The sequence below is a fragment of the Halorubrum lacusprofundi ATCC 49239 genome, from assembly GCF_000022205.1.
Classification (GTDB): domain Archaea; phylum Halobacteriota; class Halobacteria; order Halobacteriales; family Haloferacaceae; genus Halorubrum; species Halorubrum lacusprofundi.
The window spans coordinates 2,612,503-2,624,834 of record NC_012029.1; the positions used below are offsets into that span (position 1 = coordinate 2,612,503).

The window sequence follows — 12,332 nt, forward strand, 5'->3', positions numbered from 1 at the left end:
CCGACGGCGACCACTTCTCTACCCCGGCCGCGCCGCGAGCAGCACCGCGATCCCGAGCAGGACGATTCCGAGCAGCGTCGTGATCACCGCGTGGATCACGGTCATCCCGACCACGAGTCGGCGGGGCTGGTCGTAGCTCCACGCGAACATGGCGGCGTCGACGAGGAGCGCAGCTGCGACGATCAGCGCCTCGGGGAGGCCAAAAGCACCCCCGACGACGCCGATAACCGCGGGGAGCGGGCCGACGTAGAGAGCGCGACGCGGGTCGACGTCGCCGAGGACATTCCGGGCGGCGAGGTGGGCCGTCACGGAGAGGAACAGCGCGAACAGGACGATCGTCCCCAGCACCGACACCGGCGTCACCGTCTGGAGAAGCATGGGCGACCTACGGGGCGGCAGGTAAAAGTGGTCGCGGAATCGGAACGGGACCGCGGAAATAGGGAGGCCGTCGACCGCTTACGCCAACAGCCCGAGACCGTCGAGCTTCTCGACGATCACGTCGACGGCGGCCGCAGCGTCGTCGGGGCTCGTTCCGCCGGTGATGACGAGCTTCCCGCTGCCGAACAAAAGCGCCACCACGTCGGGCTCGTCGATCCGGTAGACGAGCCCGGGGAACTGCTCCGGCTCGTACTCGATGTGTTCGAGCCCGAGCCCGATCGCGATCGCGTTGAGGTTGAGGCTCTCACCGAGATCTGCGGAAGTAACGATATTCTGGACCGTGATCTCGGGGTCATCGATCGGGATCTGGAGCCCGCGGAGCTCGTCGAACACGATGGCGAGGCTTTCGTGGACGGCGTCGATGGAGTTGGCACCCGTACACACGATCTTCCCGGACCGGAAGATCAGCGCGGCCGATTTCGGGTCCGTGGTGCGGTAGACGAGCCCGGGGAACTGCTCCGGGTCGTAGTCGGCGCCTTCGAGATCCATCGCGACGCTCTGGAGGTCGAGCTCCTGCCCGATCCCCGTGGAGGCAACGACGTTCTCTATCGTGATCGTCTCCTTCGGATCGGTCATTACTACCTCGGTACAGACTTGAAACACGTAAAAAGGTGGCTGGTCGGAACCGCTATCCTCTTGCGACCGGCGGCCCGACTCGGCGGCGTGTACTGGCTCGAACTCGCCGGCGAGGAAGACGCGTTCGCCGCCCGTGAGGCCGCCGTCGCGGCGACCGACGTGGAGCTGCTCGCGCCGGGAGTCGCGAGCGCCGGCAGCGTCGGTCTCGCTCGCGGCGAAGCAGTAGAGGCCGACGGCACCGCGATCCGCCGGCTCGCCTACACCCGCGCCGCCCACGAGGCGATCGCCCGGACCGAGGCCGATCTCGCCGCCGCTGCAGCCGCTCTCGACGCGGCGCCGCTCGACCGGTCGGGCACGGTCGCGGTCCGCGCCCGCAACGTCCGGAACACGACCGACATCTCGACGAGCGCGGCCGAACGGGAACTAGGCGGCGTCCTCGTCGACCGCGGCTTCGACGTCGACCTCGACGACCCCGACCACGTCCTGCGCGCGCTGTTTGCGGCCGGCGAGCGCGACGACCACGAGGCGGTCCCGGGCGCTGACGGCGGCGATTCCGCGGTCTGCGCGCTGGGCTGGGTCGCCGTGGAGGCCGCCCGCGACTTCGCGCCAAAGCCGACCGACCGCCCCTTCTTCCAGCCGGGGAGCATGTCGCCGACCGACGCCCGCGCGTACGCTAACCTCGCCGGCGCGGCGCCCGGACGGACCCTCCTCGACCCGATGTGCGGCACCGGCGGGCTCCCGCTGGAGGCCGGGATCGTCGGGAGCGACGTGATCGCGTGCGATGCTCAGACGAAGATGGTCCGTGGGACGCGCGAGAACCTCCGAGAGTACCTGAACACCGCTTTAGACGATTCCGGTCCTGACTGGCACGTCGCTCGCGGCGACGCCACGGCCCTCCCCCTGCGCGACGACGCGGTCGACGGGGTCGCGTTCGACGCCCCGTACGGCCGTCAGTCGAAGATCGCGCGCCACGAACTCGCGGACCTCGTGGGGGGCGCGCTCGCGGAGGCCGCCCGGGTCGCGTCCCGAGCCGTCGTGGTCGCCGATCGCGACTGGCGCCGCGAGGCGCGCGCGGCCGGCTGGGCGGTCGACGCCGCCTTCGAGCGTCGAGTTCACCGATCGCTCACCCGGCACGTTCTCGTGCTTGATCGCGAGTGAGCGGCGCGGGAACGGCGGCCCGAGAGCGACACCGACCCGAGGCAGTTCCGGGGCAATTGTGACGCGACATCACCGTCCCGAGAGTGAACGATCGGTCGGCGATACCCGGAGGATGAGCGTCGCAGACGACAAGTTTCAGTTTCACTCTCCCCGCGGGTAACGGTTAAGTGGACGGCCTGTCGTGGTGTGCACATGACCGGGGACGCCGGCGGCGACATGCTCTCGTGGGACGAGTCGGTGTTCCGCGACGAGTCGGTGTTCGAGATTGACCACGTCCCCGAGACGTTCCGCCACCGCGAGAGTCAACTGGAGAGCCTGAAGTACGCGCTCCGCCCCGCCGTCCGTGGCTCCCGACCGCTTAACACGATCGTGCGCGGCCCACCCGGCACCGGGAAGACGACCGCGGTCCAGAAGCTCTTCGGCGAGCTCAGCGCCCGGACAGACGTGCGAACGGTCCGGGTGAACTGTCAGGTGGACTCGACGCGGTACGCCGTCTTCTCGCGGCTGTTCGAGGGAATCTTCGACTACGAGCCTCCCTCCTCCGGGATCTCCTTCAAGAAGCTGTTCGGGCAGATCACCGACCGGCTCGTCGAGGAGGACGACGTGCTCGTCGTCGCCTTGGACGACGTGAACTACCTCTTCTACGAGAACGAGGCGTCAGACACCCTCTACTCGCTGTTACGCGCCCACGAGGCGCACTCGGGCGCGAAGATCGGCGTCATCGTCGTCTCCTCCGATCTGGGCCTCGACGTGATCGACGACCTCGACACCCGCGTCCAGTCCGTGTTTCGCCCGGAGGAGGTGTACTTCCCTGTCTACGGCGCAGCCGAGATCTACGACATCCTCTTCGAGCGCGCGAAGCGCGGGTTTCACGACGGCGTCATCGGCGACGCCGAGCTGGAGCGCATCGCGGACTTGACCGCCGAGAGCGGCGACCTCCGGGTCGGGATCGATCTCCTGCGCCGGGCGGGGCTAAACGCGGAGATGCGCGCCTCGAAGACGATCGACGAGGAGGACGTGGAGTCGGCGTACGACAAATCCAAACACGTCCACCTCTCGCGCTCGCTCCGCGGGCTCTCGGAGTCCGAGCGCGCCCTCGTCCGCGTGCTTGCGGAGAACGACGGCGAGCGCGCCGGGACGGTGTACGAGGCGTTTCACGAGGAGACGGACCTCGGCTACACCCGCTATTCGGAGATCATCAACAAGCTCGACCAGCTCGGCGTGATCGACGCCGAGTACGCCGACGTGGAGGGGCGCGGGCGCTCCCGGGAACTCTCCTTAGCCTACGAGGCCGAGACGGTGTTAGACCGGCTGGAGTGAACTCGGCGGCCGCCGACCCTCCTGCGACCCCGACGCCTTTTCAACGGCTCCGCACGCACTCGACTTCATGAAAACGAGCGGCGGGAGCGATGCGGCGAAGCGACGCGCCGGCGAGTCGGCGGCCGAGACGGTCACTGACGGCGAGGTGGTCGGACTCGGCACCGGGTCGACGGCGGCCCACGCGATCCGGCGGCTCGGCGATCGGGTCGACTCCGGCCTCGATATCCGAGGCGTGGCGACCTCCTTCGCGAGCCGGGAACTCGCGGCAGAGTGCGGGATTCCCCTGCTCGACCTCGACGAGGCGGTGGGTTCGGATGCGACCGGGATCGACATCGCGATCGACGGGGCGGATCAGGTCGCGGTCGGCGAAGGGGAGAGTGAGGTCGGTCCCCTCATAAAGGGCGGCGGCGCCGCCCACGCTCGCGAGAAGCTGGTCGACGCGTCGGCCGACCGCTTTCTCGTCGTCGCCGATCCCTCGAAGGAGACGCCGGTCCTCAATCGGTCCGTTCCGGTTGAGGTGCTCCCCGCCGGCCGCTCCGCCGTCGCCGAGGCGGTGCGAGCGGCCGGCGGCGAGCCGACCCTGCGGCGCGCGGAGCGAAAGGACGGGCCGGTCGTCACGGACAACGGGAACCTCGTGCTCGACTGCGCGTTCGGCGAGATCGCCGACCCGGACGCGCTGTCGACGACGCTGTCGACGACGCCCGGGGTCGTCGAACACGGGATCTTCGTCGGCCTCGCGGACGAGGTTCACGTCGGGACGGAGACGGGCGTGCGGGTCGCGAGACGGTGACGGCGGTCCGGTAGATTTTGATCGCGTCCAGATCGACAGACGCGTCGCTCACCGATCAGCGGTCCTGCAAAAAATGAAGAACTGAAAGCGCGTCCGTCTTAGAGGTCGCGAGGCTGGACCGTCTTCCGGTCGTTGGCCTCGGCGCGGCGCGCGGCGTCTTCGAGCAGCTCGTCCACTTCGTCGTCCAGCGCGTCGTAGAAGTCCGAAGCGACGTTCTTGTCGTCCAGCGCTTCCTTGACGGCCGCTTTGACAATAAGGTCTGCCATGCGCTCGACGCTATCCGTCGATAGTTAATAAGAGTTCCTGAATTCGACCGCGAGGTACGCCGTGCCGGCGGTTCGCGGCGGTGTCCCGAAGCGCTCGCTTATAAACCTTGTGAGAGCGGAAGGCGAGCGACGACCGGGACCGCACCAAATCGATAGGTACGACACCGTTCGGCCCGGACGAGCGACCATGCGCGACACGCTTGAGGCGCTCGACGCCGGGGAGATCGGCGTCGCGGAGGCGGAGTCACGGCTCGCGGGCTACGCGACAACGGCGGCGGGACGATTCGACGCCGCCCGCGAGAGACGACGCGGCATCCCCGAGGCGATCCTCGCAGAGGGGAAGACGCCCGCGGAGGTCGCGGCGCTGACGACGACCGCGGTGGAGACGACGGGTCGCGCGCTCGTCACGCGGGCGGACGCGGACGACGCGGCCGCGGTCCGGACGGCGTTCACAGAGGGCCCCGACACCGACGACGAACTGAGCGCGGCCGTCGACCACGACGAGCGGACCGGCACCGTCGTCGTTCACGCGGACGACTTCGAGCGCCCGGACCTCAACGCGACCGTCGCGGTCGTCGCGGCCGGCACCGCGGACGCGGCGGTCGCGGGAGAAGCGGCGGTCGTCGCCCGCGAGATCGGCGCGACGATCGATCGGATCGACGACGTGGGCGTTGCGAACCTCGACCGGATCCTGGACCAGCGCGACCGGATCCGAGAGGCGGACGTGGTCGTGGTCGCCGCCGGTCGCGAGGGGGCGCTCCCGACGGTCGTCGCCGGACTCGTCGCCGCACCGGTGATCGCGCTCCCGGTCTCGACCGGGTACGGCGTCGGCGGCGAGGGGGTCGCAGCGCTAGAGGGCGCGCTCCAGTCCTGCTCGGTGCTCACGGCGGTGAACGTCGACGCCGGCTTCGTCGCCGGCGCGCAGGCGGGCCTGATCGCCCGGGCGGTCGACGCGGCGGGAGACGACTGACCGCCGAGTCCGACGCCCGACTCGTGACGAGCGTTTATAAGTGGATCTCCGGAAGATGATGGGGGTGAGGAAGGGTATTTGCTCGTCGAATCCCTACGATCGATCGCCGGTGAACACCGGTACCAAATGCCACGCTGTGACCACTGCGGGTCGCACGTCTCGGACCGTTTCGCGCGCGTCTTCACGGACGAGCACGGCGACCTGAACGCCTGTCCGGACTGTTCCGCGAACGCCGGGATCGCCGAGGTCTCCCGGGAACGCACCCACACCGGAGACTGACTCGTCGATCTCGCCGCAACGTCGCGTTAAGACCGGCAACTATTCGTTTCGACCGCGCCGATCCGGTGTCGTGTCGACGCCGAGTCAGAACTCGTCTCACCACGTGTACGTCATCGAGTGCGCCGACGGCACGCTCTACACCGGTTACACAACCGACGTGGAGCGGCGCGTCGCCGAACACGACGCCGGCGAGGGCGCCAAGTACACCCGTGGCCGGACCCCCGTGACGCTGTGCCACGTCGAGTCGTTCGACTCGAAGTCGGCCGCGATGTCGCGCGAATATGCGATAAAATCGCTCACGCGCGCCGAGAAGGAGCGACTGATCGGCGACACGTAGGGCTCTCTTGCTTTCTCCCGATCTCACCCGACGAGCCGCTCGATCTTCGTGACGAGGATCCCGGTCGCGCCGACCGACTTCAGCTCCGAGATCGTCGCGAACACGTCGCGCTCCTCGACGACGGCGTGGACCGCGACCATGCCGTTCCCGTTCTCGTCGGCCTCCACGTCCATCACGGTCGGGCCGCCGAGCCCGGGGATCACGTCTTTTACCTCGTCGAGCCGCTCTTTGGGAGCGTTCATCATCAGGTACCGGCGCCCGTCGGCCGCAAGCACGGACTCGAAGGCGGTCAGCACCTGCTTGACCTTCGCGTCGTCGACCATGTCGGGGCGGGCGAACAGCCGCACCGAGGAGTCGAGCACGTCGTCGATCACAGCGAGGCGGTTCACCTTCAGCGTCGTTCCCGTGGAGGTGATATCAACGATGGCGTCCGCCATGTCGACGTGGGGAGTCAGCTCAGTCGCGCCCGTCACAGTGACCACGTCGGCGTCGACATCAACCCGGTCGAGGTAGTCGCGGGTGATGTTCGGGAACTCGGTGGCGACTGTCCCACCGGCGAGGTCCGCGACGACGGAGATGTCGCCGTCCTCCGGTGCCGCGAGGACGAGCTTGCAGGAGCCGTAGCCTAAATCGAGCAGGTCGACGAGGTCGTCGTCGCCCGCTGCGCTCGCGGAGTCGGCGACGCCGCCGGACTCCGCGGCCTGATCGAGGCCCGTGATCCCCACGTCGGCCGCGCCGTCGCGGACGTACTCGGGGATGTCGGCCGCGCGTGCGAAGAGGATCGACACGTCGGGGTCGACGGTGTCGGCGTACAGTTGGCGGTCGGCGGTCTCCTCGGTGTGGAGTCCCGCGCGCTCTAACAGCGAGAGCGTCGGGTCGTGTAGGCGGCCCTTGTTGGGGACGGCGATGCGCATACGGAGAGCCTCGCGGGGAGACGGGGAAACGTTTTCGTCCGGCGAGCGACGGCGGACGCCGGCGGGCGAGCGATATTGAAGAACAGTGCGGTGGCGTCGCCGGCGGCTTTGCCGCCGGCTGCAAGCGAGAGCTTCGCTCTCGCCCTGCTCGGAGCCCGCGAGGGAGGCGGCGGCCCGGCGTGGGCGGAGCCGCGCCGGGCCGTCCGCCGAGGCTGGGGAGGCGTGAGGCTGCGGTTGCGGTCCCGCGAGCAACGCGAGCGACTGAAGCGCGTGGTTCAAGAGCGAAGCTCTCTCGTCATCGCCGGAAATTTCCGATGTCCGGCTAGCAGTCAGAATCCGACGGATTCTGACGGCATCACGAGACGCCGAAGGCGTCTCGAACGACAGCGAGCGTGCGTCGTCCTCCCGGCTGGGGCTTTGGCGGTGTTCGCCGCCGATCTACCATTGACCATTATAAACGATCGAGTAGACGAACGAGAACTCCGGCACCACCAACGACTCCGTATCGGCGCGCCGCTCAAGTGTCTCCGCCGCCAACGGTACGTATAGTGAGTGATGCCGATTCCCCTCTCTCTGAGGATCGCCCGACCGTCGACCGCCCCCTCCGCGTCGACGCCCCGTTCGAGCCCGCGGGCGACCAGCCCGAGGCGATAGCGGAACTCGTGGAGGGATTTGAGTCGGGCGCCGACAAGCAGACCCTCCTCGGAGTCACCGGCTCCGGGAAGACCAACACCGTCTCGTGGGTCGCCGAGGAGCTGAACCAGCCGACGCTCGTGCTCGCCCACAACAAGACGCTCGCGGCCCAGCTGTACGAGGAGTTTCGCGAGCTGTTCCCGGACAACGCCGTCGAGTACTTCGTCTCGTACTACGACTACTACCAGCCCGAGGCGTACGTCGAGCAGACGGACACGTTCATCGACAAGGAGATGTCTATCAACGAGGAGATCGACCGCCTGCGCCACTCCGCGACGCGTTCCCTCCTGACGCGCAACGACGTGATCGTCGTCGCCAGCGTCTCCGCCATCTACGGCCTCGGCGACCCGCAGAACTATCGCGACATGGCGCTCCGCTTAGAGGTCGGCGAGGAGGTGGGCCGCGAGGAGTTGCTCGCCCGGCTCGTCGACCTGAACTACGAGCGCAACGACGTGGACTTCACGCAGGGCACGTTCCGCGTGCGCGGCGACACCGTCGAGATCTACCCGATGTACGGGCGCTACGCGGTGCGCGTCGAGCTGTGGGGCGAGGAGATCGACCGCATGCTCAAGGTGGACCCGATGAAAGGCGAGGTCGTCTCGGAGGAGCCGGCCGTCATGCTCCACCCGGCGGAGCACTACTCCATCCCCGACGACAAACTGGAGCAGGCGATCGCGGAGATCCAAGGCCTGATGGAAAAGCGAGTCGGGTACTTCGAGCGACAGGGCGATCTGGTCGCCGCCCAGCGCATCGAGGAGCGCACCACCTTCGACATCGAGATGCTCCGCGAGGCGGGCTACTGCTCGGGGATCGAGAACTACTCGGTCCACATGGACGACCGCGAGTCCGGCGACGCTCCCTACACCCTGATGGACTACTTCCCCGACGACTTCCTCACCGTGATCGACGAGTCCCACCAGACGATCCCGCAGATAAAGGGACAGTACGAGGGCGACAAATCGCGAAAGGATTCGCTGGTCGAGAACGGGTTCCGGCTCCCGACCGCGTACGACAACCGCCCGCTCACCTTCGAGGAGTTCGAGGAGAAGTCGGACCGCACGCTCTACGTTTCGGCGACGCCGAGCGACTACGAGCGCGAGACCTCCGACCGGATCGCCGAACAGATCGTTCGCCCGACCCACCTCGTCGACCCGAAGGTGGAGGTGACGGAGGCAACGGGACAGGTCGAGGACCTCCTCGAACGGGTCAACGAGCGGATCGAGCGCGACGAGCGCGTCTTGGTCACCACGCTCACTAAGCGGATGGCCGAGGATCTCACGGAGTACTTCGAGGAAGCCGGAATCGACGTGGCGTACATGCACGACGAGACGGATACCCTCGAACGACACGAGATCATTCGCGACCTCCGCTTGGGCAACATCGACGTACTCGTCGGCATCAACCTGCTCCGCGAGGGGCTCGACATCCCGGAAGTGAGTCTCGTCGCCATTCTCGACGCCGACCAAGAGGGGTTCCTCCGCTCCACCACGACTCTCGTCCAGACGATGGGGCGGGCCGCGCGCAACGTCAACGGCGAGGTCGTCCTCTACGCCGACCGGATGACCGACTCGATGGAGGCCGCCATCGAGGAGACCCAGCGTCGGCGCGAGATCCAGCTCAAACACAACGAGGAACACGGCTACGAGGCGGCCACTATCGACAAGCCGGTCAGCGAGACGAATCTACCCGGGTCGAAGACGGACACCTCGAACGTCAGCGTCGGCGACGTGGAGAGCGCTGAGGAGGCAAAGGCACAGATCGAGGCGCTCGAAGACCGGATGGACGAGGCCGCGAGCAACTTGGAGTTCGAGCTGGCGGCCGACATCCGCGACCGGATCGCGAAGCTCCGCCGCGCGTTCGAGCTCGACGGCGGCGACGACGGCGTTCCGGCGCCGATGATCGACGATTGATATTTCCCGTCCTCTCGCCAGCGCCGATTCTCGCACCGCGAAACTCGCGACGCCGGGGTTTTTATTCGCGACTGTCGGAACGCGTCACATGAAGCGCCGCGCGGTGGTGGCTGGTCTTGTTGCCGTCGCTAGCGCGGGCTGTACCGATCGGCTTCACGACCTCGCGGCGTCGACGCCGCGGGATATCGCGGTTCGGAGCCGCTACGTCGACGGAAACCCGCTCGTCGAGGGACAGAGCGTGCGCTCGTTGCCCGAGGAGCTTCTGACGCACGCCGCCTCCTTCCGGTCGAAATCCGCCGCGAAGGCAGCGGTCCTCCCCGACCAGCCGGAGACGCTGGCGTTCGTCGAGACGACTTCGTTCATCGATGACGGCGGTGAGTCGATCCTCGTCGCCGCCCAACGACTCACCGCGCCCGAGGTGGAGCTCAGACTCGGTTCGATCAGCCGCACTGGGGAGCAATCTCTCCGGATTGCCGTCGATATCGCGGGCGTTCGCGGCGAGGTCGAAACCGATGATCCCGTGGTCAAGACCCTCCTCCTGCGGCTGACGGACGAGCAGGGGATGCCCGAGCGCGTCGTCGTCTCGATCGAGAGTGACCGCGCCGGCGTGACGATCTGAGGCGGGGCGGCTCCGGATCGTGAATTCTCCGGCTGCAACCCGTCCGAGTCCCGCGATCATTTAGTGGCTCGGCGGTCTCCCGCCGGTATGGCATCCCTTCGTCGCCGCCTTGTCGGATTCTCGCTGCTCGCCGTCGCCGCGACCGCGTTCGCCTTCGCGGCCGCCGTCGCGCCCGTGATCGTTCCGGGATCGGCGACCGCTTCCGGTACCCCCGATCTCGTCGTACCCTCTCCGATCTCACTGCTGGCCGCACCCGCGCTCCTCGCGGCCGGATCGGTGCTACTTGCCTCCGGGGTGGCTGCGGTCGTCGACGCTGACCTCTCCGCACGCACCGCCCTCCTCGCACCCGCATTCGGCGCCGTCGGCGCACTCATACTCGGCACCGGCATCAGCACCGATTTCGGGGCGCCACTCGCCGCATTCGCCGCGTCGGACGCGCTCACGACACTGAGCTCCGGACCACCCGGCGTGATCGCGGCCGGTGCCGTCGCCGGGGCGGCGATCGCACCCGTGGTCCGCGCCGCGACCACGGAGGACACGATCACGCTACTCGCCGGCGCATCCCTGCTACTCGCGTCGGTCGCAGCTGCGTCGGACGCTCCGCTCTCGCTCACCGCTGGCGGCGTCGCCGGCGCGCTCGCAGTGGGGGCGCTTTGGGCGGTTGATCCGGCCACGTGGCGGCCCTGACTGGCCGGCTCGGTCTGGGACCGACCTCAGTTCCCCGGCCGCTCGCTTTCGGCCTCCAGCTCGATATCGCGGTCTGCCTCGCGCGTTTCCTCCTCTTGGCGAGCGAGGTCGACGTCGCGGGCCGTGTCCGCGTCGCGCGTCTCGTCGGTCCGGAGATCGCTGTCGGCCACCGTATCGAGCTGTTCGAGGGCGCTCTCGATATCCTCCAGTCCGAGCATCTTCTCCGTCTCCTCGTCGAACTCCTTGCTCTCTAACCCCTCCATCTGTTGCACGTCGGAGCCTGAGAGGGCCTTGCCGTAGCGGCCGACGAGGCTGGTGAGCTCCTGCGGGAGCACGAACGTGGTGGATTCGCCTTTGCCAATTTCTTCTAAGGTCTCCATGCCGCGCTCGATGATGGCGCGCTCGCCCATCGACTCGGCGGACCGGGCGCGGAGGACGGTGGAAATCGCGTCACCCTGCGCTTCGAGGATCTGGCTCTGCTTTTCACCCTGTGCGCGAATGATGTTGGACTGCTTGTCCCCTTCCGCCTGCTCGATCGCGGAGCGGCGTTCCCCCTGGGCTTCGAGGATCATTGCCCGACGGCGACGCTCGGCGCCGGTCTGTTGTTCCATCGCGCGCTGGACCTCCTGTGAGGGGCTCACCTCGCGGACCTCGACCGCCTCGACGCGGATCCCCCACTCGTCGGTCGGCTCGTCTAACTCTTCGTTGATGCGGTCGTTGATCTGATCGCGTCGGGAGAGCGTGTCGTCGAGTTCCATGTCGCCGAGGACGGCGCGGAGGGTGGTCTGTGCGAGGTTCGAGACGGCGTTTTTGTAGTCGTCCACTTCGAGGAACGCCTTCTTGGCGTCCATCACCTTGATGTAGACGACCGCGTCCGCCGTCACCGGCGAGTTGTCCCGCGTGATCGCCTCTTGCTGCGGGACGTCGAGTGTCTGGGTCCGCATGTCGAACGCGTAGGTGCGGGAGACGAACGGCGGAATGAGGTGGACGCCCGGTTCGAGCAGCTTCCGAAACTCGCCGAACACCGTGAGCGCCTCCTTGTCGTAGGCGTCGACGATCTCGACCGCACTAACGATCGTAACCGCCACTACCAACACCGCGAGCGCCGCGACGCCGTAGACGAGGCTCTGGCTGAGGAGGGCGAAGCCGACGACGAGCGCACCAGCGAGCGCGGTGTACTGCCAGACGGCGTCCGGGATCGACCCCGTCGCCTTCCCGATCTCGAAGGCGTCGCCGCGCGGACCTTGTGTTCCCATAGCCGACCTTACGGGCCGACGCTGTTAACGGTTGTCACGAGGGGACCTCTTCACCGACGTATCGCCGAGGCTCGTCTCCGAGATACCGGAAACGCCCGTGACGGTCGGGCGGCTTTAAG

The 12,332-nt window shown here is 67.7% G+C and carries 14 protein-coding genes; 9 read left to right on the forward strand and 5 right to left on the reverse strand.

Features of this window, described 5'->3' with window-relative positions; genetic code table 11:
* Window positions 1-18: 18 nt before the first annotated feature.
* Both HLAC_RS13050 and HLAC_RS13055 read right to left on the reverse strand, forming a co-directional pair.
* Window positions 19-378, reverse strand: a complete 360-nt coding sequence (locus tag HLAC_RS13050) for a DUF7473 family protein (protein WP_015911310.1) — start codon at window positions 376-378, stop codon at window positions 19-21.
* A gap of 78 nt (window positions 379-456) precedes the next feature.
* Complete coding sequence (locus HLAC_RS13055; protein WP_015911311.1) at window positions 457-1,014, reverse strand: TATA-box-binding protein; 558 nt, start codon at window positions 1,012-1,014, stop codon at window positions 457-459.
* A gap of 87 nt (window positions 1,015-1,101) precedes the next feature.
* Between HLAC_RS13055 and HLAC_RS13060 the strand changes: the two genes are divergently transcribed.
* The 3 genes from HLAC_RS13060 to rpiA all read left to right on the forward strand — a co-directional run bounded on the left by HLAC_RS13060 (window position 1,102) and on the right by rpiA (window position 4,282).
* Complete coding sequence (locus tag HLAC_RS13060) at window positions 1,102-2,172, forward strand: THUMP domain-containing protein (RefSeq protein ID WP_015911312.1); 1,071 nt, start codon at window positions 1,102-1,104, stop codon at window positions 2,170-2,172.
* 192 nt (window positions 2,173-2,364) lie between these two features.
* Complete coding sequence (locus tag HLAC_RS13065; protein WP_015911313.1) at window positions 2,365-3,492, forward strand: ORC1-type DNA replication protein; 1,128 nt, start codon at window positions 2,365-2,367, stop codon at window positions 3,490-3,492.
* A gap of 67 nt (window positions 3,493-3,559) precedes the next feature.
* Window positions 3,560-4,282 (forward strand): ribose-5-phosphate isomerase RpiA, encoded by a 723-nt coding sequence (gene rpiA, locus HLAC_RS13070; RefSeq protein ID WP_015911314.1) that lies wholly within the window; start codon window positions 3,560-3,562, stop codon window positions 4,280-4,282.
* 98 nt (window positions 4,283-4,380) lie between these two features.
* On the opposite strand, the gene HLAC_RS13075 is transcribed toward rpiA, so the two are convergent.
* The gene (locus tag HLAC_RS13075; protein ID WP_004047560.1) at window positions 4,381-4,548 is read right to left on the reverse strand and encodes a DUF1931 family protein; all 168 of its coding nucleotides are present in this window, start codon (window positions 4,546-4,548) and stop codon (window positions 4,381-4,383) included.
* A gap of 187 nt (window positions 4,549-4,735) precedes the next feature.
* Between HLAC_RS13075 and larB the strand changes: the two genes are divergently transcribed.
* The 3 genes from larB to HLAC_RS13085 all read left to right on the forward strand — a co-directional run bounded on the left by larB (window position 4,736) and on the right by HLAC_RS13085 (window position 6,134).
* Window positions 4,736-5,518: a nickel pincer cofactor biosynthesis protein LarB gene (gene larB / locus HLAC_RS13080; protein ID WP_015911315.1), complete on the forward strand. Its 783-nt coding sequence runs from the start codon at window positions 4,736-4,738 to the stop codon at window positions 5,516-5,518.
* Window positions 5,519-5,644: 126 nt separating this feature from the next.
* Window positions 5,645-5,797 (forward strand): DUF7563 family protein, encoded by a 153-nt coding sequence (locus HLAC_RS19325; protein WP_015911316.1) that lies wholly within the window; start codon window positions 5,645-5,647, stop codon window positions 5,795-5,797.
* 70 nt (window positions 5,798-5,867) lie between these two features.
* Window positions 5,868-6,134, forward strand: coding sequence for a GIY-YIG nuclease family protein (locus HLAC_RS13085; protein WP_049933605.1), 267 nt, complete (start codon window positions 5,868-5,870; stop codon window positions 6,132-6,134).
* 23 nt (window positions 6,135-6,157) lie between these two features.
* On the opposite strand, the gene hisG is transcribed toward HLAC_RS13085, so the two are convergent.
* The gene (hisG, locus tag HLAC_RS13090) at window positions 6,158-7,048 is read right to left on the reverse strand and encodes an ATP phosphoribosyltransferase (RefSeq protein WP_015911318.1); all 891 of its coding nucleotides are present in this window, start codon (window positions 7,046-7,048) and stop codon (window positions 6,158-6,160) included.
* A 548-nt stretch (window positions 7,049-7,596) separates the two neighbouring features.
* On the opposite strand from hisG, the gene uvrB reads away from it, so the two are divergent.
* The 3 genes from uvrB to HLAC_RS13105 all read left to right on the forward strand — a co-directional run bounded on the left by uvrB (window position 7,597) and on the right by HLAC_RS13105 (window position 10,957).
* Window positions 7,597-9,651: an excinuclease ABC subunit UvrB gene (gene uvrB, locus HLAC_RS13095; RefSeq protein WP_015911319.1), complete on the forward strand. Its 2,055-nt coding sequence runs from the start codon at window positions 7,597-7,599 to the stop codon at window positions 9,649-9,651.
* Between the two features lie 88 nt (window positions 9,652-9,739).
* A complete protein-coding gene (locus HLAC_RS13100; protein ID WP_015911320.1) occupies window positions 9,740-10,270 on the forward strand; it encodes a hypothetical protein in 531 nt (176 codons plus the stop codon).
* A gap of 87 nt (window positions 10,271-10,357) precedes the next feature.
* Window positions 10,358-10,957, forward strand: a complete 600-nt coding sequence (locus HLAC_RS13105) for a hypothetical protein (RefSeq protein WP_015911321.1) — start codon at window positions 10,358-10,360, stop codon at window positions 10,955-10,957.
* A 26-nt stretch (window positions 10,958-10,983) separates the two neighbouring features.
* On the opposite strand, the gene HLAC_RS13110 is transcribed toward HLAC_RS13105, so the two are convergent.
* Window positions 10,984-12,213 (reverse strand): SPFH domain-containing protein, encoded by a 1,230-nt coding sequence (locus tag HLAC_RS13110; RefSeq protein WP_015911322.1) that lies wholly within the window; start codon window positions 12,211-12,213, stop codon window positions 10,984-10,986.
* Window positions 12,214-12,332: the final 119 nt, after the last annotated feature.

Coding starts and splice junctions, on each gene's coding strand:
- HLAC_RS13050 (WP_015911310.1), bottom strand. CDS start 378: ATGCTTCTCCAGACGGTGACGCCGGTGTCGGTGCTGGGGACGATCGTC.
- HLAC_RS13055 (WP_015911311.1), bottom strand. CDS start 1,014: ATGACCGATCCGAAGGAGACGATCACGATAGAGAACGTCGTTGCCTCC.
- HLAC_RS13065 (WP_015911313.1), top strand. CDS start 2,365: ATGACCGGGGACGCCGGCGGCGACATGCTCTCGTGGGACGAGTCGGTG.
- rpiA (WP_015911314.1), top strand. CDS start 3,560: ATGAAAACGAGCGGCGGGAGCGATGCGGCGAAGCGACGCGCCGGCGAG.
- HLAC_RS13075 (WP_004047560.1), bottom strand. CDS start 4,548: ATGGCAGACCTTATTGTCAAAGCGGCCGTCAAGGAAGCGCTGGACGAC.
- larB (WP_015911315.1), top strand. CDS start 4,736: ATGCGCGACACGCTTGAGGCGCTCGACGCCGGGGAGATCGGCGTCGCG.
- HLAC_RS19325 (WP_015911316.1), top strand. CDS start 5,645: ATGCCACGCTGTGACCACTGCGGGTCGCACGTCTCGGACCGTTTCGCG.
- hisG (WP_015911318.1), bottom strand. CDS start 7,048: ATGCGCATCGCCGTCCCCAACAAGGGCCGCCTACACGACCCGACGCTC.
- HLAC_RS13100 (WP_015911320.1), top strand. CDS start 9,740: ATGAAGCGCCGCGCGGTGGTGGCTGGTCTTGTTGCCGTCGCTAGCGCG.
- HLAC_RS13105 (WP_015911321.1), top strand. CDS start 10,358: ATGGCATCCCTTCGTCGCCGCCTTGTCGGATTCTCGCTGCTCGCCGTC.
- HLAC_RS13110 (WP_015911322.1), bottom strand. CDS start 12,213: ATGGGAACACAAGGTCCGCGCGGCGACGCCTTCGAGATCGGGAAGGCG.